The organism is Nodosilinea nodulosa PCC 7104 (genome assembly GCF_000309385.1).
Lineage (GTDB): Bacteria > Cyanobacteriota > Cyanobacteriia > Phormidesmidales > Phormidesmidaceae > Nodosilinea > Nodosilinea nodulosa.
In genome coordinates this window covers 3,181,714-3,201,784 of sequence record NZ_JH976537.1, presented here as the reverse complement: position 1 = coordinate 3,201,784, position 20,071 = coordinate 3,181,714, and the positions used below count along the sequence as shown (strand labels likewise).

The following is a 20,071-nucleotide window of genomic DNA, read 5'->3' as shown; positions in this document are numbered from 1 at the left end:
GCCGATGGCATTTCAAACCCATATGCTCACAAACAGCGGATTTTTGCCTAAATAGATTAAAGCGGCACATCGCCTCAGCTTCATTGAGTCAATTCCACCGAGCAGGCCTGATTAAATTACTTCCAAAGAAAGAGTTTTGCAGCAAAACAACTTCTTTATGATGCATCTATAGGATTTAGCTATAGCTAGAATCGCCGATTCTGTATTCAATTTCATAGCTGTTGTGTGCCTTTAAAAGCACTGCTTTTTTATAGACATCATCCCCTCAAAAATAGTCACTGCTGCGCCCAGAAAGGATTCTTCGCGTGAAGATAGCTGTTATTTCCCATTCCCACTACCCCATCCAAGAGCCCTTTGCCGGGGGATTAGAGGCTCATACCAGCAGTTTGACTAGGCAGCTCCAGCGGGCTGGCCACCACGTCACGCTGTATTCAGCGGTTGGCACAGATGAAACACTGCCGTTTGTCCCCTTTTTTAGACCTACTGAAGTTGGGTTATTTAAGTCTGATGCCAACATTGCAGACTATCGAGAAGAGCGATACACAGCGCTGATGCAGCTGCTGCAACACAGCGACTACGACCTGATCCACAACAACAGCCTGAACTACATTCCCTTACAAATGGCGGGGTCGCTGCCAATGCCGATGGTAACGGTTTTGCACACGCCGCCTTTCCCGAGTTTGGTGGAGGGGTTCAGAGCCAGCCTGGCCGCTCAAAACCACCACGTAATTGGCGTTTCAAAAACTGTTGTGAGGGCCTGGCAGCGCGAGATTCCAGAGTTAAACGTCACCCTGGTTTACAACGGCGTAGATACGACCATTTGGCTGCCCCTGCGCCAGCAAGCAAGGCACGCGATCTGGTTTGGTCGAATTACGCCAGAAAAAGGAACTCACCTGGCGATCCAGGCCGCCAGACTGGCCAACGTGCAGCTCAAAATTTGCGGGCCAATTCACGACTCAGACTATTTCGCAGAGCAAATCGAACCCTGGCTGGGCCAGGATGTTGCCTATTTAGGCAGCTTAAACACCGTCACCCTCGCGGATGAGGTGGCTCGGGCCAGCGTTTTTATCTGCACCCCCTGCTGGGATGAACCCTTTGGCCTGGTGGCCGCCGAGGCCCTGGCTAGCGGCACCCCGGTGGCCGGGTTCCGACGAGGGGCCTTATCCGAAATTTTGACCCCTGAAACCGGGGTGCTGGTAGCGCAGAACGATGTCGAAGGCCTGGCGAAAGCTATTCCCCAGGCGCAGCAGCTGTGCCCCCAAGCCTGCCGCCGCCGGGCTACGGAGTTGTTTTCCGTTGACACCATGCTTCGCAATTATACCCACCTCTATCAGCGGCTGGTGGGCGATCGCATCTCCGTTTCAGCCCTATCTTCAGCACCATGACCGACAGCAGCCTGTTCTACTTTGTCAACGCCGATGGCTCGGGCCACACGCGCCGAACCGAAGCCATCCTTCAGCACCTGAAGCTGCCCGTGGTTGTGGCTTCGGAGCGGCCCAATTTGTTCAAGGAGCTCAGTCCCCAGCACTCCCTTCACGCCGTTCCCCCCCTGCGCCCCGGCGGCAGCCAGCAGCTGGCCGATGATGTACTGCACATTCCCTACGGCACCGAGCGCCGCTATTTGCCCAGAATGCAGGCCATTTGCGACCTGTGCCAGCGCTATCGATGTGCCCTAGCGGTGATCGACGTGTGTGTGGAAACCGCCATGATCATGCGGCTGGCCGGCATTCCCTACTGGTACATGCGGATGAGCGGCCAGCGGGACGACCCGGCTCACTTGCAGTGCTATCGGGCGGCGGCAGGTTTAATCGCTAGCTACCCCCAGGCCTTTGAAGAAGACTGGGTGCCCGACTGGATGCGCGCCAAAACCCACTACGGCGGCGGTATCTTTATGCCGCCACCGCCATCGCGCACCGCCGTGTCAGATCGACCCTATATCTTGGTCATGCGGGGCCAGGGTATGAGCCAGATTACCCCCGCCGCCGTGGCGATCGCATCTCAGCTCGTCCCCGACTACCGCTGGATTGGAATTGGCTTCGACACGATTCTGACCGGCGCCAACTTTCAGCTCCTGCCCCGGCTGCCCAACCCCAGCCCCTATATCCAGCAGGCTCAGATCGTGATGGCCAACGCCGGCAACAACAGCGTTCTGGAGGTGGGCCACTGGCGCAAGCCGTTCATTGCCCTGCCGGAGTGGCGCTTTTTTGATGAGCAAAGGGCCAAGGCCGATCAGCTGGCCCGCCAGCGGCTGGCGGTGGTGCTAGAGACCTGGCCCGAGCGGAGTAGCGACTGGCGACGGGCGATCGACCAGGCCCAATCGCTGGCGGTAGAGACCTGGGGCGCGGTGTTATCCGCTGAGGGGGCCAAACGCGCCGCCGCCTTAATTGCCCAGCAGTTTGCTGAGGCAGCTAGCATCCCTGGCGGGCGGCAGCGATCGCCTCAGCCGTAGGGGCCGCGACGACCTCAATTCCCTCAGCCGTCGTCGACCAGCGGATGTAGCCCGCCTGCGAAAACGCCCCCAGCCATTTTTCCATCGGCCACCAGCCCCACTTGCGATGAAACACCGTTGCGTTGCGAAGGATGTCGTGGAAGTGCTGCAGGGGCGGAAAATAATGGTCGTGGTATTGGTGAAACGCGCTGCCGCCGCCAATCCAGGCCAGGGGTACGCCAGTGGCCTGAGCGGTCATAGCAAAGTCGGTATCTTCGCCGCCGTAGCCGCAAAAGGCTGTGTCAAACCCGCCGATTTGGTTGCAAAACACGGTTTTAGCTACCGCAAAGTTGAGCGACCAAAACAGGTGGTAGTCCTGGGTAACCTGCACCGCACCGGGCGCAAGGTAGGCTCTGGCACCGTGGGGCCGTCCGTTCGCCACCAGTGCAGCGTCATCCCAGTCGGGGGGCAGGGGCTGAGGCAGGTAATAGACCGCACCCATGGCGATCGCGGTAGGAGCCTTGGCTAAAGCATTCGCATAGTCCAGTACCAGCCGTCGGGCTGGAATACAGTCCACATCCAAAAAAATTAGCCCCTTTCCCTGGGCCAGGGACGCCCCCAGGTTGCGGGCGCGGGCCAGGGGAAGGGGTGACGCCGGATCGTTGACCTGGGCCGAAACGTATCGGCCCGTGAAGAAATCGGGCTGGGGCTGCTCCGCTTCGTTCATGTGCACAACGATCGTCTCTAGGGGAGGGGACTCTAGCTGCTGCACCCCCTTCAGCAGATTCCGCAGGTGGCGCGGGCGGTTTTTGACTAAGACAACAATGGAGACATCTTCCATAGCAGGCGCGATCGCTACAAATTCAGGGAGGTACAAAAAATCGGGCCACCGGGCACCAATGCGCTACGGCCGCCCAATCTGAGCAAACCTCTAGCCATACACATGCCCTTACTTCTGAATCGTATCCATACATTTGCCCAGGCTGCCGGATCTGCCGAGGGCAGTCGGGGTGGGTGGGGTAGGAGTTGTGGCGGCTGCCTTTGCTGCTGGGGCTCTGCATCAGCCTGTCGAGGCACGGGAAGCGATAGGCCGGTCCGCCCTAAACCGCTATCCTGGGCGATCGGCTGTGTCTGCTCAGGATAGCCATATCTACAGACAATAAAAGTCCTGGCTCAACTACCCCGAAGAACCAGGACTCTTGAGCAGCGGAGAGTCTCCATCCGTCTCAAGGTTGCGAGATGGCAGAGGGCGAATGTAGAGAGCCGCTCAGACACCTCAGATTATTCAAAATGCTTAAAGGAAGACTCTTGTTGTGGATGAGTTACCGAATGTTTTGGTTTTGATCCCCCCATCCCCCCTTGGAAAGGGGGGCAGTAGGTTGTTGTCGGGAGGCAAGAGCTGCCCCCTTAAGAAAGGAGGCTTTCTGATGCACGCCCTACCACAAACAACTGGGGGGATCGATTTGTCTCCGGGATGTAGCCTCGCTAGCCAAAGCGACTCGACGTCGAGGCGATCAGGAAGGCCGCGTAGGTAAGGATGTAACCCACCGTAAAGTGAGCCAGACCCACCACTCGACCCTGCACGATTGACATGGCAACGGGCTTGTCCTTCCAGCGAACCAGGTTCGCCAGGGGAGTGCGCTCGTGGGCCCATGCCAGGGTCTCGATCAGCTCCTGCCAGTAGCCCCGCCAGGAGATTAGGAACATGAAGCCCGTCGCCCAGACCAGGTGTCCAAACAGGAACATCCAGGACCAGACCGCCAGGTTATTCATGCCGTACGGGTTGTAGCCATTGATCAGCTGCGACGAGTTCAGCCACAGGTAGTCTCGGAACCAGCCCATCAGGTAGGTCGAGTTTTCGTTGAACTGGGCCACGTTGCCCGACCACAGGGTCAGATGTTTCCAGTGCCAGTAGAACGTCAACCAGCCGACGGTATTGAGCATCCAGAACATGGCCAGGTAGAAGGCATCCCACGCGGAGATGTCGCAGGTGCCGCCCCGGCCGGGGCCGTCGCAGGGGAAGCTGTAGCCGAAGTCTTTTTTGTCGGGCATCAGCTTCGAGCCGCGCGCATCCAGCGCACCCTTGACCAAAATCAAGGTGGTGGTATGCAGACCCAGGGCGATCGCATGGTGGACCAAAAAGTCCCCAGGGCCAATATTCAAGAACAGCGAGTTACTGCTGCTGTTGATGGCATCCAGCCAGCCGCCGAGCCACACGTTGCCGTGGTTGGGCCAGGCCGTTGTAGCAATGCTGTCGGGGTTAGATAGCAGGGTATCCATACCGTAGAGCAGCTTGCCGTGGGCCGCCTGAATCCACTGGGCGAAGACGGGCTCCACCAGGATTTGCTTTTCGGGGGTGCCAAAGGCCACTACCACGTCGTTATGTACGTACAGCCCCAGGGTATGGAAGCCCAGGAACAGCGACACCCAGCTCAGGTGGGAAATCAGCGCTTCCTTATGCTCCAACATGCGGTAAAGCACGTTGTTCTCGTTCGCCTTGGGGTCATAGTCGCGAATCAGGAAGATCGCCCCGTGGGCAAACGCCCCCACCATCAAGAAGCCAGCGATGTACTGGTGATGGGTATAGAGCGCCGCCTGGGTCGTATAGTCCTTGGCGATAAAGGCGTAGGACGGCAGCGAGTACATGTGCTGCGCCACCAGCGACGTCACCACACCCAGGCAAGCCAGGTGCCAGCCCAGCTGGAAGTGCAGCGAGTTGTTGTAGGTGTCATACATACCCTTATGGCCGGCCCCAATCCAGCCGCCAAAGGGGGTGCCTTCGGGGGGACGGTGGGCATCCATGATGGTCTTCATGTCGTGGCCAATACCGAAGTTAGTCCGGTACATGTGGCCAGCGACGATGAACAACACCGCGATCGCCAGGTGGTGGTGGGCAATATCCGTCAGCCACAGCGCATCGGTCTGGGGATGGAACCCACCCAAAAAGGTGAGAATCGCATCGCCCGACCCCTGGGCTGTGCCAAACACATGGTTTGGCGTATCTGGGTTTTGGGCATAGACCCCCCACTGGCCGGTAAAGAACGGCTTGAGCCCAGCTGGGTGAGGCCGCACCGACAGGAAGTTATCCCAGCCCACGTGCTGCCCCCGCGCTTCGGGAATCGCCACGTGAATCAGGTGCCCGGCCCAGGCCAGCGAGCTAACGCCAAACAACCCAGCCAGGTGGTGGTTCAGTCGCGATTCGGCGTTCTTAAACCAGGCCAAACTGGGCCGAAACTTGGGCTGGAGGTGCAGCCAACCGGCGAACAGAAATACTGCCGCCAGAATTAGCAGGAACATCGCACCGCCGTAGAGGTCGGCATTGGTGCGCATGCCGATGGTGTACCACCAGTGGTACACCCCTGAAAATGAAATGTTAACCGGATAGCTAGCCCCGCCCTGGGTGAAGGCATCCACAGCGGGTTGGCCAAATTGCGGATCCCAGATCGCGTGGGCGATCGGTTTCACGCCCAGCGGGTCTTTCACCCACTGCTCGAAGTTACCTTGCCAGGCGACGTGGAACAGGTTGCCCGACGTCCACAAAAAGATGATTGCCAGGTGGCCAAAGTGCGAAGCAAAAACCTTTTGATAAAGATTTTCCTCCGTCATGCCATCGTGGCTTTCAAAGTCGTGGGCCGTGGCAATCCCATACCAAATCCGCCTTGTGGTCGGATCGGCTGCCAAGTCCTGGCTAAATTTTGGGAATTTAGTTGCCATGAATCAAAACAGGTTTGCTGTACGAATGGTCAGAAAACGCAATTCGCTGAACATCGGTGGTTTGGGTTGGTGTGGGGGCACAGCATGCCGTGCCCCCACCGGGAATCCCATGACCAAACGGGTCATCCCACCGCAATGATTCGCGCCAAGAAGAAGGCCCACGTCGTGGCAATCCCTCCCAGCAGGTAGTGGGCCACACCCACGGCCCGACCTTGGGTAATGCTCAGGGCACGGGGCTGAATGGCCGGAGCCAGCTTCAGCTTGCTGTGCGCCCAAACAATCGATTCAATCAGCTCCTGCCAGTAGCCGCGGCCGCTGAACAAGAACATCAGGCTGAAGGCCCAGACAAAGTGCGCTCCCAGGAACATCAGACCGTAGGCCGACAGCGCCGACCCGTAGGAGCCAATCACCTGGGAGGCCTGCGCCCACAAAAAGTCGCGCAGCCAGCCGTTGATGGTGATCGCACTGGCCGCAAAGTTGCCGCCAGTAATGTGCGACACCGCCCCATCCGGCGATACCGTACCCCACACATCCGACTGCATCTTCCAGCTGAAGTGGAAAATCACAATCGAGATGCAGTTGTACATCCAGAACAGGCCCAAGAACACGTGATCCCAGCCAGAAACCTGGCAGGTGCCACCCCGGCCCGGCCCGTCGCAGGGGAACCGGAAGCCCAGTTCGCCCTTGTCGGGCACCAGCCGAGAGCTGCGGGCAAACAGCACACCCTTGAGCAGAATCAGCACCGTCACGTGAATGGTGAAGGCGTGGATGTGGTGCACCATGAAGTCGGCTGTCCCCAGGGGAATTGCCGCCATGGCTACCTTGCCGCCCACGGCCACCAGGCCGCCATCAAACACCGGGCTGACCCCGGCCAGGGCATTGGGAGCCGTATTGCCAGCGGCAGCGGCATGGATGCCCTGAATCCACTGAGCAAACACCGGCTGGAGATTAATCGCCGTATCCGAGAACATATCCTGGGGTCGGCCCAGCGCCCGCATGGTGTCGTTGTGGATGTACAGCCCAAAGCTGTGGAAGCCCAGGAAAATACACACCCAGTTGAGGTGCGAGATGATCGCGTCGCGGTGGCGCAGCACGCGATCGAGGTTGTTGTTGACATGCACCGACGGCTCATAGTCGCGCACCATGAAGATGGCCGCGTGGGCCGCCGCCCCGCAGATCAAGAAGCCGCCAATCCACATGTGGTGGGTAAACAGCGACAGCTGCGTCGGGTAGTCGGTGGCGATGTACGGGTAAGGCGGCATCGAGTACATGTGCTGGGCCACGATGATGGAGAGTGACCCCATCCAGGCCAGGTTCCACGCCAGCTGGCAGTGCCAGGAGGTGGTGAAAATTTCGTACATGCCCTTGTGGCCTTCGCCGGTAAAGGGTCCCTTATGCGCCTCCAGCACCTCTTTAAAGCTGTGGCCAATGCCCCAGTTGGTGCGGTAGAAGTGACCCGCCACAATAAATAGCACCGCCAGCGCCAGGTGGTGGTGAGCCGTATCCGACAGCCACAGCCCACCGGTCTGAGGGTTCAGGCCACCCTTGAAGGTCAGGAAGTCGGCATAGACTCCCCAGTTGAGGGTAAAGAACGGCCTTAGCCCCTCGGCAAAACCAGGATACAGATCCGCCATCAGACTTTTGTCTAGGATCCATTCGTGGGGCAGAGGTATGGCCGCCACCGAGTCGATCAGCCGACCGCCAATGGTCAAAGGCTTGCCGGCGTCAATGGCATCCAGACAGGCATTCACCGGCAGGGAGACATGGATCTGCTGACCGGCGTAGCCCAAGCAGCCCAGACCCAGCAGCCCAGCCAGGTGGTGGTTCATCATCGATTCCACATTTTGGAACCACTCCAGCTTGGGAGCGGCCTTGTGGTAGTGGAACCACCCGGCGAACAGCATCAGCCCCGCCATCACCAGAGCGCCGATCGCGGTGCAGTACAGCTGGAAGCCATTGGTAATGCCGTTGGCCCGCCACATCTGGAACAGGCCAGAGGTGATCTGGATGCCGTGGAAGCCGCCGCCCACGTCGGCATTGAGAATCTCTTGGCCAAAAATAGGCCAAACCACCTGGGCACTGGGCTTGATGCCGGTGGGATTGGTGAGCCAAGCTTCGTAGTTGGAGAACTTGGCACCGTGGAAGTACATGCCGCTTAGCCAGATGAAAATGACGGCTAAATGGCCAAAGTGAGCACTGAAGATCTTCCGCGAAATATCTTCCAGGTCACTGGTGTGACTGTCAAAGTCGTGGGCGTCGGCGTGCAGGTTCCAAATCCAGGTGGTGGTTTTGGGCCCTTTGGCCAACGTGCGGTCGAAGTGACCCGGCTTGCCCCATCGCTCAAATGAGACGGGCACTGGGTCTTTATCAACCACGACCCTGACTTTTTGTCCCGGTTCAGGGGGACTTATGGTCATGGGACTCTCCTCTCTTCTACTCGAAAATACAGAGCGGATAAAGGCGCTTCCTACTCGATAGACGGATATAACCTGAGTCTATAGAAAGCTTAAATAAGCTGTTTGGGCAGTACAAGCTGCTCCAAGAACCTGCCACTTTTTGCTCGGTAGGCCAAGAAAAAGCTTGGGGGTCAAGGGTTTCAGCATTTAACAGCCAAGCCCAGAGATTGTTTAGACCAGCCTGAGGATCACCTCAGAAGGCCTGATATCCCTAGAGCCAAGACAGGTTAAGTAACAAACTACAGAATCACTACCACCCTTGGTAAGCGAAGTTTTCACAAGTTAATAACTCTAGAAAAATTAAATTAGGGGTTTCTGAAAAACGAAAGTCTGGGGCCAATGATTGACTTTATATTTCTCGTTTCAGAGAATTTTAAGGACTCAGGGGCTGGTTGACTGATACAACTTTGAAAAGTATTGATATTCCGTAAGTTGGGCAGCTAGAGCTGGATAATCAAGTAAAAAATTAGCAGCCAGAGAATTATAGGGAGAGGCCTTTTGTGCTTTGAAAGGTTCAGTCCATCGGGGCTGAGCTGCTGCGATGACTGGTTACAGCCTCAGCTCGGATCCCCTAGCGATCGCGCCCCGTCCACACCCCCCTGCGCTACAGGCCGCGAAGGGCGCTGCGGTTGAGAGTCTGAATCTAGCTGGCAGCGAATGGCCGCCCAATGGCGATCGCCCCTTGGGCGGGTTAAGCCGCCGCATGGTCAGGGGTAGGGGCGTCATTCAGGCCTCGCGGCTAAAGTGATCTGGGGCAGGTCGTCAAATCTCCGTGCCTGCGATCGCGCTATGTGGTGTACATTATGAGAAAATTGTGACAAGTGTTTAAGTAAAACTCATTTAGGAGGGCATGCCCGATGGATTGGCGAGTCGTTGTTGTTTTACTGCCGATTGCTGTAGCCGCAAGCTGGGCTGTGTTTAACATTGGTAAGGCCGCCCTGGGGCAGCTGCAAGACTTCCTCAACCGAGAGGCTTAGGTCTGGGCTGGCGGTAGGGAGCGGTGGCGACGGCACCATGGCTCCCTGTCGTTTTAGAACGCAGCTCTAAGACGCCCCAAGCCAGGTTTAGATCAACCTAAAGTCAATGCTTTGAGATGGGGCATCAGCTGACCAAAGGCAACGCCGCGGTGGCTGACTGCCTCTTTTTGTTGGGGCAGCATTTCGGCAAAGCTTTTGCCCAGGTCGGGGACATAGAAAATTGGGTCGTAGCCAAAGCCGCCTGAGCCGCGGGGCTCAGGCAAGATCTCGCCAGGGCAAAGGCCTTCGGTTTCGACAACAATGTCACCCTGGGGATTGGCCAAAGCCAGGGCGCAGACAAACTGGGCGCTGCGATCGCTGCATCCCGCCAGTTCCCCGAGCAGGCGATCGATTCTAGCCCGATCGCTGTCAGCGTAGCGGGCCGAATAGATGCCAGGGGCACCGCCCAGGGCGTTGACGGCAAGGCCGGAGTCGTCTGCGATCGCCCACTGCCCCAGGGCTTTAGCCACCCCTGCCGCCTTCAGGCGAGCATTCTCCAAAAATGTGGCGCCAGTTTCGTCAATATCTAAATCCTCGGGCTTGAGCTGAAGCTGCCAGCCCAGATCGTCCAGATACACCTGCATCTCCTTGAGCTTACCGGGGTTTCCAGTGGCAACAATGACCGTGGGCATGGGCAATACATTCCTGCGCGGGAGGCTACGGGTTGATTGTAGTGCCTGGCCGTGGGAACGAAATAGGGACGCAAAAGCTAGGCGCAAAATGGCACAGAGGCCAAATGCAGATCGAGCCTAAACCTGGTAGCGTGGTTGAACAGTGATCGCCATTGCAAAGGTTTCCCTTGACCCCAAAGCGCCCCTCCCAAGGCTCTAACTACTGGACGCTTGCTCCCTACGTGCGGCGTGAGTGGCACACCATCCTACGGGCGCTAGTTGGCACCGTCATCTTTGTCTCCTACTGGCCCATTTTGGCCTGGCTCTCGGGCAATATTTTGGCCCAGCTGGCGGCGGGAAACGTGCCGGTGGTAGGCCGATTTATCGCCATCACCATGGCCGGGTTTGCCATCCAAAAAATTGGCCAGTACATTCAGGATTCGCTGATGGCCAAAGCCGCCCTGGAGGTAGGCTTTAACCTGCGTCGGGATGTCTACACCCACATCCATCGGCTCAGCCTGAGCTACTTTGAGCGCAGTCAAACCGGCGATCTCTCCTACCGGCTCACCGAAGATATCGATCGCATTGGCGAGGTGGTACAAAAGCTGTTCCACGACTTTCTGCCCTCGGTGCTCCAGCTCGTGGTGGTGCTGGGCTATATGGTCTACCTCAACTGGCAGCTCACCCTCACAGCCCTGGTGCTGGTGCCCATTTTGGCGGTGCTGGCGGGGTGGTTTGGGGAGCAAATGCTGAAATTTTCGCGGCGCAGCCAAAACCTGGTGTCTGATCTGTCGTCGCTGGTCACCGAAGTCTTTAGCGGCATTCGCCTGGTGCGGGCCTTCGCGGCCGAAGAGTACGAAGTCGAGCGCTTTACCCTGGAGGCCGAGAAAAACCGCCAGGCCAAGTACAAAGCCGCCTGGCTCCAGGCCGTGCAGTACCCGGTGGTGGGCTTTACCTACGCCGTGGTGGTGATGCTGATTTTGCTGGTGGGCACCTGGCAGATTGCCGAGGGCAACCTCACCGGAGCCTCCTTTGGCAGCTACGTGGTGGCGGCCCTGATGCTGATTGACCCCGTCAACCACGTCATCATTAACTATGGCGAGTTTAAGCAGGGTGAGGCTTCGGTCGATCGGGTGATTGAGCTGCTAGACATTGAGCCTGCGGTGCGTGAACTGCCCAACGCCACGGAGCTGCCCAAGGTGACCGGGCGGGTCGAGTACCGCAACGTGACCTTTGGCTACGAAGCCGACGAGCCCGTGCTGAGCAACCTAGATCTGCTGGCTTTGCCCGGCGAAAAAATTGCCCTGGTCGGGTCTTCGGGGGCTGGCAAGTCAACCCTAGTCAACCTGCTGCCCCGTTTTTACGACCCCCAGGCGGGGCAGATTTTCATTGACGATGTGGATGTGGCCACCGTGACCCTGCGCAGCCTGCGGCGGCAGATTGGCATTGTGCCCCAGGAAACCACGCTGTTTTCCGGCACGATCGCCCAAAACATCGCCTTTGGCCAAAAAGACTTTGATATTGAAGCGGTCGAGGCGGCGGCCCGCATCGCCAACGCCCACGACTTTATCAGCCAGTTTTCCCAGGGCTACTACACCTGGATGGGGGAGCGGGGCGTCAACCTGTCGGGAGGCCAGCGGCAGCGGGTGGCGATCGCCCGCGCCGTGCTGCTCAACCCCCGCATTCTGATTCTCGACGAGGCCACCTCAGCCCTGGATGCCGAGTCCGAGGCGCTGGTGCAGGAGGCGCTGGAGCGGTTGATGAGCGATCGCACCGTATTCATCATTGCCCACCGTCTGGCCACCGTTCGCGATGCCGATCGCATTCTGGTGATGGAAAAGGGCCACATTATCGAAGCGGGCACCCACAGCGAGCTCTTGGCCAACCAGAGCCGCTACGCCCAGTTCTACGCCCAGCAGTTTGCGGGCAGTCTCGAGGGGTAGAGATTTCACCCCCTTCTGTTACCTCGCCCGCTCAGGTATTAACCTGGAGTAAGTAATTATTCCTGGTTTACCATGGCATCGCCCCAGGCCAAGGGCCTTGGCCCCAACTCAGCAAAAGCGGTTTATCGAGATGGTGTGGGCGATCGCCTGTTCATCTGGCTCTTTAGCCGCAAAATGGCCAAGGCCCTTGGCAAAGACACCGCCCGCAGCGGCTACGACGGCTTTGTCGATTTATCGACGCAAATTATGCAGGGGCGCAATGCCCAGCAGCAGCAGGCCCTGGTGGCGGTGGTGCTCAAGTCCCTAGTGCCGTCCCAGGTGCTTTGGCTGATTCGCCAGTTGTTTTCACCGACCCAACTCGTGTGTGAGCTCAACGCCTGGTTCGCCACCCTGCTGTTTGAGTGGCTGGTTGGCCCCTGCGAAGTCAAAGCCGTAGAATTCACCGACGAGCAGGGACGACTGCGCCAGCAGCGCAGCGGCGTCCACATCAAAAAGTGCCGCTACTTGGACGAGAGTCGCTGCGTCGGCATGTGCGTCAACATGTGCAAGCTGCCCACCCAGCGCTTTTTTACCGAAGACTTTGGCATTCCCCTGACCATGGTGCCGAATTTTGAAGACTTCAGCTGCGAGATGGTCTTCGGCCAGCCGCCGCCGCCCTTGGAGACCGAGGATGCCTACAACCAACCTTGCCTAATTGATCACTGTTCTTTAGCCACACGAGATCCCCAGCCCTGCCCTAAAGTTAGGAACTGAGAGTTTCGTCCAGGGTCTGCTCATACTCTTCAAGCACTGCCAACACCAATTCCAGCTCTTGTTGGTTCGCCTCGCTAGGGTCTAGTTGATATCGGATTTTGGCTTTGCGGTAGCGTACTTCTTGTCTATCTCTAAGAGTCGCCTGTTGATCTCTTCGAGCTTCTTCTCTCTCTCGGCGAGCTTCGCGTTCTCTTGCTTCAGCCTCGCGGTTTCCTTCTCGATTTCGACGGTTCCACTCAACGCCGAAATTAGCCAGTGCAGCCAGGAGGGCTGCCACGGTGAGTCGGTTACTCCAGAGCTGAGGCTGGGCGACGATGCTGAGGAACTGGAAGTCTTGTTCGTCACGGTGAAGAGTGGGTGGGTAAGGGGGTGGATGGGTGGGAGAGTAGATAGGTTAGTCCCACTATTGGGGAAAGAAATTTTCTAGAAATCACCCTGATGTCTCTATCCTTACTCATCTAATGATGGTGGGTAAACCGCGAATCAGATTTAGCGACTTAAACGCAATGGGAGAAATAATCGCTACTGTAATCAGCAGTACAATATCCACTGGTTTGCTGGCGGTTCTACACCCATGATTGAAGTTGAGCACCTGAGTAAGACCTACGGGTCTACCACGGCCATTCAAGACATCACCTTCGGGGCGCAGCCTGGGGAGATTCTGGGCTTTTTGGGGCCGAATGGGGCGGGTAAAACCACCACCATGCGAATTTTGGCCGGATACCTGCCCGCCTCCGAAGGCACCGCCCGCGTGGCGGGGTACGACGTCCACACCGACTCCATGGCCGTGCGCCAGCGGATTGGCTACCTGCCCGAGTCGCCGCCGCTGTATCCCGACATGACGGTGCAGGGGTTTTTGATCTTCGTAGCCAAAATCAAGGGCGTCTCCTCAGATCTGCGCCAGAAGCGAGCCGAAATTGCCATGGACCACTGCGGCCTGCTCGACAAGCGCAAGGTGTTAATTCGCAAGCTTTCCAAGGGCTACCGCCAGCGGGTCGGCATTGCCCAGGCGATCATCCACGACCCGCCAGTGATCATTCTCGATGAGCCGACAGTAGGGCTAGATCCGCGCCAGATCAACGAGGTGCGGCAGCTGATCAAAGGTCTGGCCGGGAGCCATACGATCATTCTCTCCACCCACATTTTGCCGGAGGTGAGCATGACCTGCGATCGCGTCACCATCATCAACCGCGGCCAGGTCGTCGCCACCGATACCCCCGACAACCTCACCACCCGCCTCTCGGGCGAAGCCGCCTACGAGGTAGAAATCAAAGGCGATGTGGATATAGCCCAGCGCCTGCTCACTGACCTAACTCCCGTACGCCAGGTGACGCTACTGGGGCCAGACCACCTGCCCGACTACCACCACCGTCTGCGGGTGAGTGCCGAAGCCGATCGCGCCCTGGGAGGCGCGATCGCCGCTGCCCTCGTCAACGCTGGCCTCGAACTCCACGAACTGCGCCGCCAGCAGGCCACCCTAGAGGATGTCTTCCTCAATCTCACCACCACCGAACCCAGCTCGGGAGAAGCCGTGGCCCTGGAACCCTCGCTCTCTGAGGAAATCGTTGAGGAGAGCATCGAGGAACAAGAAGCCTAGGCCATTTTGGACTGAGGATTTTAGATTTCTCAGTGAAGACATCCTGCCCAAAATCTAAAATCCAAAATTCCCCACCCCCTACCCATCTCCGTCCTCACCCATCCACCCTATGGTCATCATTCTCAAAAACATCCTTGCCATCTACCAGCGGGAGCTACAGAGCTACTTCGCGTCGCCGCTACCCTACATCATTGCTGCCGTGTTCTGGCTGCTGGGGGGCTTCTTTCTGGTAGCCATTCTGCTCGGCCCCCAGGGCATTTTGGCCCAGGCGGCGATGGCCGACCAATCGGTGCAGATGGGCTTACCCACGCCGCCGCCCTTTGATGTGGCCTACGAGTTCAACAAGGCCTACGTGGGCCTGCTGGGGTCACTGTCGATGTTTGTGCTGCCCATGCTGTCGATGGGCCTCTACGCCGACGAGCGCAAGCAGGGCACCCTGGAGCTGCTGGCCACCTCCCCGGTGACCAACTGGGCGGTGGCGCTGGGTAAGCTGCTGGCGGTGGTGAGTTTTTACATCGCCATGGTGCTGCCGCTGATGGTGTGCCAGGCGATCGCGCTGGGGGCCGCAACGCCGCCCACCGGGTCAGGGGTATTTTTGCTGTCGCACCTGGGTCTGGTGCTGATGGCCGCCAGCGTACTGGCCCTGGGCATGTTCATTTCGTCGCTGACCGAGAGCACGGTGCTGGCAGCGATTATGACCTTTGCGCTAATTTTGCTGCTGTGGCTGGTGGATGCTGTCGCCCAGGGGCTGCCGGGGGTGCTGGGCAGCGCGATCGCCCACCTTTCCCTGCTCAAGCACTTTACCGACTTCACCGAAGGCATCTTTGACACCGGCGGCCTGGTGCTGTTTCTCTCGTTCATTGGATTGGGTCTATACCTCACGGCTCAGTCCATCGAAACCCTCCGATTCCAGCGGTCCTAGAGCCTCGCAGTCAAGTTAACGAATAGGTTAGTCGTAACGGGTTATGGCCATGAAGTCGTTTGCAGCCTACCAAAAATATTTGAAATACCTGGCCCTACCGGGACTAGCCCTGGTTACCGCTGGCCTGATGGTCGGCATTATCGCTGGGTGGACGTTGCTACCCGCTGGCCTGCTGCTCGCCGGCATTGGCCTGCTGCTGCTGGGGCTGGTGTTGGGCAATCAGGGTCAGGGGCGATTCTGGGCACAGCGCTCTACCGAAGCAGGTGCCAACGCCCTGGTCTCTACCCTGGCGGTGCTGGTGATTTTGGGCCTGGTGAATTTTCTGGCCGTGCGCTACGCCAGCCGCGTTGACCTCACCGAAAATCAGCTATTTACCCTGGCGCCTCAGTCCCAGGAGGTAGTGAAGTCCCTCAACACCCCCGCCCGCGTGGTCATTTTTGACCCAGTCCCCAACCCTCAAGATCGCCAGCTGCTCGAAAGCTATCGCCAGCGAGGGCCGAAGTTTACCTTCGACTACGTCAACCCCTACAACGACCCCCGCCAAGCCCAAGAGTTTGGCGCGACTCAAACGGGCATGGTGTTCATAGAAAGCGGCGACACCCGTCGCTTTTTGCAAAATGTCAGCCCCACGGAGCGCCTGTCCGAACGCACCCTCACCAACGCCCTGGATCAGGTTGAGAACAATCGCGCCCTCACCGTCTATTTCACCCAGGGCCATAAGGAGTTTGCCATCGACGGCAGCGACACCGGGTTTTCGCAGGCTGCCGCCGCGCTCGAAGAGAAAAGCGACGTCGTTAAGCCCCTGGACCTTTCCAAAACCAGCAAGGTCCCCGACGACGCCAGCGTTGTGGTCGTCGCTGGCCCCGCCGCCGAGTTCTTTGAGCCTGAGGTGAAGGCGCTGCAAACCTACTTAGACGGCGGCGGCAGCCTGATGCTGCTGATCGATCCCCGCACCAGTCCGGGCCTGGGCACCCTGCTCGATCCCTGGGGCGTCACCCTGGACGATCGCATCGTGCTCGATACCTCCGGCAGCGGCCAGTTGGTCGGCCTTGGCCCCGCCGCGCCCCTGGTGACCGACTATGGCGACCACCCCATTACCCGCGACTTCAACGGCGGGCGATCGTTCTTTCCGCTGGTACGCCCCATCAACGTGGAAGAGGTGCCGGGGGTAACGGCGACCCCTATTTTACAAAGCAACCCCCAGAGCCGAGCCGAAGCCATCTCTACCGACGGCAAGCTTCAGTATGACGAAAATGCTCCCCCCTCCGGCCCCTACACCCTCGGGGTCGCCCTCAGCCGTCCGGTCAAAGGGGCCACCGCCGCCGCAGACGAACCGCCGCCGGAGGCACGCCTGGTTGTCATTGGCAACGCCACCTTCGCCACCGATGGATTGTTCGAGCAGCAGCTCAATGGCGACGTATTTCTGAACTCCGTTAGCTGGCTGGGGCAACAGACCGATGCCACCCTGTCTATTCGCCCCCGCGAAGTCACTAACCGCCGCATCACCCTGACGGTGCAGCAGCAAATTGGCCTGGGGGTCTTTGCCCTGCTGGTGCTGCCCGTCATCGGCCTGGGTTTGGCCGTAATAATGTGGCTGCGCCGTCGTTAGCCGCCCCAGCAACTACTGGCTACAGCGCTACACCTGCGACGGCGGTCTACAATAAACCTGACTGCCGTTGCAGGTTTTGGCATGCTAGCCTTAGTCTCCCGCGATAAAATTCAGCTTCCGGCTGGGGCGGTGGTGCGGCTGCCCGCTACCTGGGAAGAGTATCAAGCCCTGAGTCAGCAGCGGGGGGATGGGGCTATTCCTCGCATTAAGTATCGCCCTGGAGAGGTGCTGCTGATGTCGCCCATGCCTCAACATGGCCGAGATGCCAGTCTAATTGCCGACATTATTAAGGTGTTGTTAGACCACGGTGGGCAGGAGTACGACGCCTTTACGCCCGTAACCATGGATTTACCGGAAGAGAGCGGCATTGAGCCAGACTACTGTTTTTACATCGACCACTGGGAAGCGGTTTCAGGTAAGCGGCGCATTGACTGGAGCCTGGACCCACCGCCCGATTTGGTATTGGAAATTGACGTCACCAGCTATTCTGACGTGAACGATTACCTGCCCTACCGGGTGCCGGAATGCTGGTTTTTTAAGCAGGACGTATTGACGATTTATCAGCTCCAGAATGGGGCCTACCAACCGGGGGCGCGCAGCCGCTACTTTCCCGATCTTGACCTCCAGGCGGTGGTGGCCCGCAGTTTGGAGGTGGCCTATGGCCGCAACACCAGCGCCGCCATTCGCGACCTGAGGCAGCGATTGGGGTAGGGATAGGTGCATCCGCGCCGCCCGTCTAGAAACCGGGTTTGTTTGCGGCTATCTCCACGAATCTTGGGGTATAACGCAGAAGAAACCCGGCTTCTGTACCAGTTTCTAGGGGCACCACTCGGCTACTGCTATCCCCGTGGCGGCGGCGATTTGCTGGCACTGGCGCTGGTATTCGTCAGCACCGGCTCTTTCTTTGATAAAGCCCAGAAGATTCTGCAAACTAGATTGCCTTTGCTCAGCCAGCACAGGATTGCCAACTTCTACGGCTATCAAAAAACCTTGCTGCAAGTAAGGAACTGCCTGTAACAGATCATCTAACGACTCGCTCTCCAACCCTCGCTTGGCATAGGCGACACCGATGTTGTTGAGGGTGGCACCTTCCCCGGCGCGATCGCCCACCTCGCGACTAATCGCCAGGGATTGCTCGTAGTAGCGCAGCGCTTCGACATAGTTGCCCTGGTTGTCGTAGACCGTCCCAAGCTCATTGAGAGAGCTCCCTTCCCCAGCGCGATCGCCCACCTCCCGACTAATCGCCAAATATTGCTTGTAGTACTCCAAGGCGTTCTCATACTGTCCCTGGGCATTGTAAGCTGCGCCAATGTTGCCGAGGGTGGTGCCTTCCCCGGCGCGATCGCCTACCTCGCGAAGAATCGCTAGAGATTGCTCGTAGTACGGCAGCGCCTCGCCATAGTTGCCCTGGTTGCTGTAGACCGCGCCAATGTTGCCAAGGGTGGTGCCTTCCCCGGCGCGATCGCCCACCTCGCGAGTTATCGCCAGGGATTGCTCGTAGTACGGCAGCGCCTCGCCATAGTTGCCCTGGTTGCTGTAGACCGCGCCAATGTTGTTGAGGGTGGTGCCTTCCCCGGCGCGATCGCCCACCTCGCGACGAATCGCCAGGGATTGGTCGTAGTAGCGCAGCGCCTCGCCATAGTTGCCCTGGTTGCGGTAGACCGCGCCAATGTTGTTGAGGGTGGTGCCTTCCCCGGCGCGATCGCCCACCTCGCGACGAATCGCCAGGGATTGGTCGTAGTAGCGCAGCGCCTCGCCATAGTTGCCCTGGTTTTTGTAGACCCTGCCAATGTTGTTGAGGGTGGCACCTTCCCCAGCGCGATCGCCCACCTCTTGAAAAATCGCCAGGGATTGGTCGTAGTAGCGCAGCGCATCCTTATAGCTTCCCTGATTCCAGTAGACTGAGCCAATGTTGTTGAGGGTGGAGCCTTCCCCGGCACGATCGCCCACCTCGCGACGAATCGCCAGGGATTGGTCGTAGTAGCGCAGCGCCTCGCCATAGTTGCCCTGGTTTTTGTAGACTGCGCCAATGTTGTTGAGGGTGGCGCCTTCCCCGGCGCGATCGCCTACTTGCTGATAAATCGCTTGCGATTGTTGATAGTAGGTCAGGGCCTCTTTGTACTGGCTTTGGTTATCGTAGACCTGCCCAATCCGGTTCAAAATCTGGGCTTCCCCGGTGCGGTCCCCGGTCTGCTGAGCCAGGGCTAGCGCCTGGTTGTAGGTTGCCAGGGCTTGCTCGTGGCCGTAGGTAACAAAGTAAATTTCCCCCAGGCCACTGAGGGCAGCAGCCTGCCCCTGGCGATCATCAATCTCGGTGGCAAGGGTTTGGCTGGCTGTATATTCCTCAATGGCACTATCCAGCGGGCCAATCACCCGATACACCCTGGCTTTGTTGCGCTTAGCGGCTTCAATGCCCAGCTTGTCTTGTATCGCCTCAGCAATTTTGAGGTGCTGGTCGTAGCACTCTAGCGCTCGTTGGTAGTTGGCCTGGGCAAAGTACACATCGCCTGTGTAGCTCCAAATCTCGCTTTCGCCCAGCTTGTCTTGTATCGCCTTGGCCAGTTGCAGGCTTTGCTCCTCGTAGCCTAGGGCCTGGTCGGGTTTCCCCGTAGCCAGGTAAGTGCGGCCCAGGTAGGCCAGGGCCTGACTTTCTTCCAGCTTGTCTTGAGCGGTTTGGGCCAGGGCCAGGTAGGTTTCGAGCTGGGGCAGGGCTTTTGTATATTCGCCCTGGTCGTAGTAGACCTTGCCCAGGTTGCCAGTGGCCTGCATTTCGCCCTGGCGGTCTTGCACCTCCTGGGCAATTTTGAGGTGTGCTGTGTGGCGTTCTATAGCCTGGGGGTACTGGCCCAGGGTGGCGTACATGGTGCCCAGGTTGCCGTTGGCATAGCCCTCGCCCCGGCGGTCTTGAATGGCTTTGGCCTGCTCTAGACCACCGTTTAAATACTCAAGGGCGTTGTCAAAGCCCCCCAGCACATAGTACACATTCCGCACCCGCTGAATGCCCAAGGTGCCAATGGTTTGC

Annotated in this window: 16 protein-coding genes; 10 read left to right on the top strand and 6 right to left on the bottom strand. The window is 58.5% G+C overall.

What is annotated here, in order from left to right; genetic code table 11:
• The first annotated feature begins 305 nt into the window (after nt 1-305).
• Together LEPTO7104_RS33975 and LEPTO7104_RS0114785 are read left to right on the top strand one after the other, a co-directional pair.
• Entirely contained in the window at nt 306-1,385 is a 1,080-nt protein-coding gene (locus LEPTO7104_RS33975) for a glycosyltransferase (RefSeq protein WP_083887073.1), read from the top strand.
• Nucleotides 1,382-2,449, top strand: a complete 1,068-nt coding sequence (locus LEPTO7104_RS0114785; RefSeq protein ID WP_017299358.1) for a hypothetical protein — start codon at nt 1,382-1,384, stop codon at nt 2,447-2,449. The genes LEPTO7104_RS33975 and LEPTO7104_RS0114785 overlap by 4 nt, the downstream gene beginning before the upstream one ends.
• Here LEPTO7104_RS0114785 and LEPTO7104_RS33970 read toward each other — a convergent pair.
• From LEPTO7104_RS33970 to psaA, 3 genes are all read right to left on the bottom strand, one after another.
• Nucleotides 2,409-3,305 (bottom strand): glycosyltransferase family 2 protein, encoded by an 897-nt coding sequence (locus LEPTO7104_RS33970; protein WP_196358115.1) that lies wholly within the window; start codon nt 3,303-3,305, stop codon nt 2,409-2,411. The two genes, LEPTO7104_RS0114785 and LEPTO7104_RS33970, sit on opposite strands and share 41 nt — an antisense overlap.
• Before the next feature lie 608 nt (nt 3,306-3,913).
• A complete protein-coding gene (gene psaB / locus LEPTO7104_RS0114775; protein WP_017299356.1) occupies nt 3,914-6,142 on the bottom strand; it encodes a photosystem I core protein PsaB in 2,229 nt (742 codons plus the stop codon).
• A 122-nt stretch (nt 6,143-6,264) separates the two neighbouring features.
• Nucleotides 6,265-8,559, bottom strand: a complete 2,295-nt coding sequence (psaA, locus tag LEPTO7104_RS0114770; RefSeq protein ID WP_026072726.1) for a photosystem I core protein PsaA — start codon at nt 8,557-8,559, stop codon at nt 6,265-6,267.
• Nucleotides 8,560-9,139: 580 nt separating this feature from the next.
• On the opposite strand from psaA, the gene LEPTO7104_RS41685 reads away from it, so the two are divergent.
• Nucleotides 9,140-9,346 (top strand): hypothetical protein, encoded by a 207-nt coding sequence (locus tag LEPTO7104_RS41685; RefSeq protein WP_155523647.1) that lies wholly within the window; start codon nt 9,140-9,142, stop codon nt 9,344-9,346.
• A gap of 109 nt (nt 9,347-9,455) precedes the next feature.
• The gene (locus LEPTO7104_RS0114765; protein WP_017299354.1) at nt 9,456-9,575 is read left to right on the top strand and encodes a photosystem II protein Y; all 120 of its coding nucleotides are present in this window, start codon (nt 9,456-9,458) and stop codon (nt 9,573-9,575) included.
• A gap of 92 nt (nt 9,576-9,667) precedes the next feature.
• On the opposite strand, the gene rdgB is transcribed toward LEPTO7104_RS0114765, so the two are convergent.
• Nucleotides 9,668-10,246, bottom strand: coding sequence for an RdgB/HAM1 family non-canonical purine NTP pyrophosphatase (rdgB, locus tag LEPTO7104_RS0114760; protein WP_017299353.1), 579 nt, complete (start codon nt 10,244-10,246; stop codon nt 9,668-9,670).
• Nucleotides 10,247-10,413: 167 nt separating this feature from the next.
• Between rdgB and LEPTO7104_RS0114755 the strand changes: the two genes are divergently transcribed.
• Together LEPTO7104_RS0114755 and LEPTO7104_RS0114750 are read left to right on the top strand one after the other, a co-directional pair.
• Entirely contained in the window at nt 10,414-12,168 is a 1,755-nt protein-coding gene (locus LEPTO7104_RS0114755) for an ABC transporter ATP-binding protein (protein WP_026072725.1), read from the top strand.
• Nucleotides 12,169-12,240: 72 nt separating this feature from the next.
• Nucleotides 12,241-12,921, top strand: a complete 681-nt coding sequence (locus tag LEPTO7104_RS0114750; RefSeq protein ID WP_017299351.1) for a DUF4033 domain-containing protein — start codon at nt 12,241-12,243, stop codon at nt 12,919-12,921.
• Between the two features lie 81 nt (nt 12,922-13,002).
• Here LEPTO7104_RS0114750 and LEPTO7104_RS38300 read toward each other — a convergent pair whose 3' ends face one another.
• Complete coding sequence (locus tag LEPTO7104_RS38300; RefSeq protein WP_155523646.1) at nt 13,003-13,266, bottom strand: hypothetical protein; 264 nt, start codon at nt 13,264-13,266, stop codon at nt 13,003-13,005.
• Between the two features lie 229 nt (nt 13,267-13,495).
• Between LEPTO7104_RS38300 and LEPTO7104_RS0114740 the strand changes: the two genes are divergently transcribed.
• The 4 genes from LEPTO7104_RS0114740 to LEPTO7104_RS0114725 all read left to right on the top strand — a co-directional run bounded on the left by LEPTO7104_RS0114740 (nt 13,496) and on the right by LEPTO7104_RS0114725 (nt 17,760).
• Nucleotides 13,496-14,518, top strand: coding sequence for an ABC transporter ATP-binding protein (locus tag LEPTO7104_RS0114740; protein WP_017299349.1), 1,023 nt, complete (start codon nt 13,496-13,498; stop codon nt 14,516-14,518).
• Nucleotides 14,519-14,627: 109 nt separating this feature from the next.
• Nucleotides 14,628-15,440 carry an ABC transporter permease gene (locus LEPTO7104_RS0114735; protein WP_017299348.1) on the top strand — a complete coding sequence of 271 codons (813 nt, stop codon included), beginning with the start codon at nt 14,628-14,630 and terminating at the stop codon, nt 15,438-15,440.
• A gap of 49 nt (nt 15,441-15,489) precedes the next feature.
• Complete coding sequence (locus LEPTO7104_RS0114730; RefSeq protein ID WP_026072723.1) at nt 15,490-17,049, top strand: GldG family protein; 1,560 nt, start codon at nt 15,490-15,492, stop codon at nt 17,047-17,049.
• An 81-nt stretch (nt 17,050-17,130) separates the two neighbouring features.
• Entirely contained in the window at nt 17,131-17,760 is a 630-nt protein-coding gene (locus tag LEPTO7104_RS0114725; protein ID WP_017299346.1) for a Uma2 family endonuclease, read from the top strand.
• A gap of 105 nt (nt 17,761-17,865) precedes the next feature.
• On the opposite strand, the gene LEPTO7104_RS33965 is transcribed toward LEPTO7104_RS0114725, so the two are convergent.
• Nucleotides 17,866-20,055 carry a tetratricopeptide repeat protein gene (locus tag LEPTO7104_RS33965; protein ID WP_017299345.1) on the bottom strand — a complete coding sequence of 730 codons (2,190 nt, stop codon included), beginning with the start codon at nt 20,053-20,055 and terminating at the stop codon, nt 17,866-17,868.
• Nucleotides 20,056-20,071 lie beyond the last annotated feature (16 nt).

Coding starts and splice junctions, on each gene's coding strand:
- rdgB (WP_017299353.1), bottom strand. CDS start 10,246: ATGCCCACGGTCATTGTTGCCACTGGAAACCCCGGTAAGCTCAAGGAG.
- LEPTO7104_RS0114725 (WP_017299346.1), top strand. CDS start 17,131: ATGCTAGCCTTAGTCTCCCGCGATAAAATTCAGCTTCCGGCTGGGGCG.
- LEPTO7104_RS41685 (WP_155523647.1), top strand. CDS start 9,140: ATGACTGGTTACAGCCTCAGCTCGGATCCCCTAGCGATCGCGCCCCGT.
- psaB (WP_017299356.1), bottom strand. CDS start 6,142: ATGGCAACTAAATTCCCAAAATTTAGCCAGGACTTGGCAGCCGATCCG.
- LEPTO7104_RS0114750 (WP_017299351.1), top strand. CDS start 12,241: ATGGCATCGCCCCAGGCCAAGGGCCTTGGCCCCAACTCAGCAAAAGCG.
- LEPTO7104_RS0114765 (WP_017299354.1), top strand. CDS start 9,456: ATGGATTGGCGAGTCGTTGTTGTTTTACTGCCGATTGCTGTAGCCGCA.
- LEPTO7104_RS0114785 (WP_017299358.1), top strand. CDS start 1,382: ATGACCGACAGCAGCCTGTTCTACTTTGTCAACGCCGATGGCTCGGGC.
- LEPTO7104_RS0114740 (WP_017299349.1), top strand. CDS start 13,496: ATGATTGAAGTTGAGCACCTGAGTAAGACCTACGGGTCTACCACGGCC.
- psaA (WP_026072726.1), bottom strand. CDS start 8,559: ATGACCATAAGTCCCCCTGAACCGGGACAAAAAGTCAGGGTCGTGGTT.
- LEPTO7104_RS0114735 (WP_017299348.1), top strand. CDS start 14,628: ATGGTCATCATTCTCAAAAACATCCTTGCCATCTACCAGCGGGAGCTA.
- LEPTO7104_RS0114730 (WP_026072723.1), top strand. CDS start 15,490: ATGAAGTCGTTTGCAGCCTACCAAAAATATTTGAAATACCTGGCCCTA.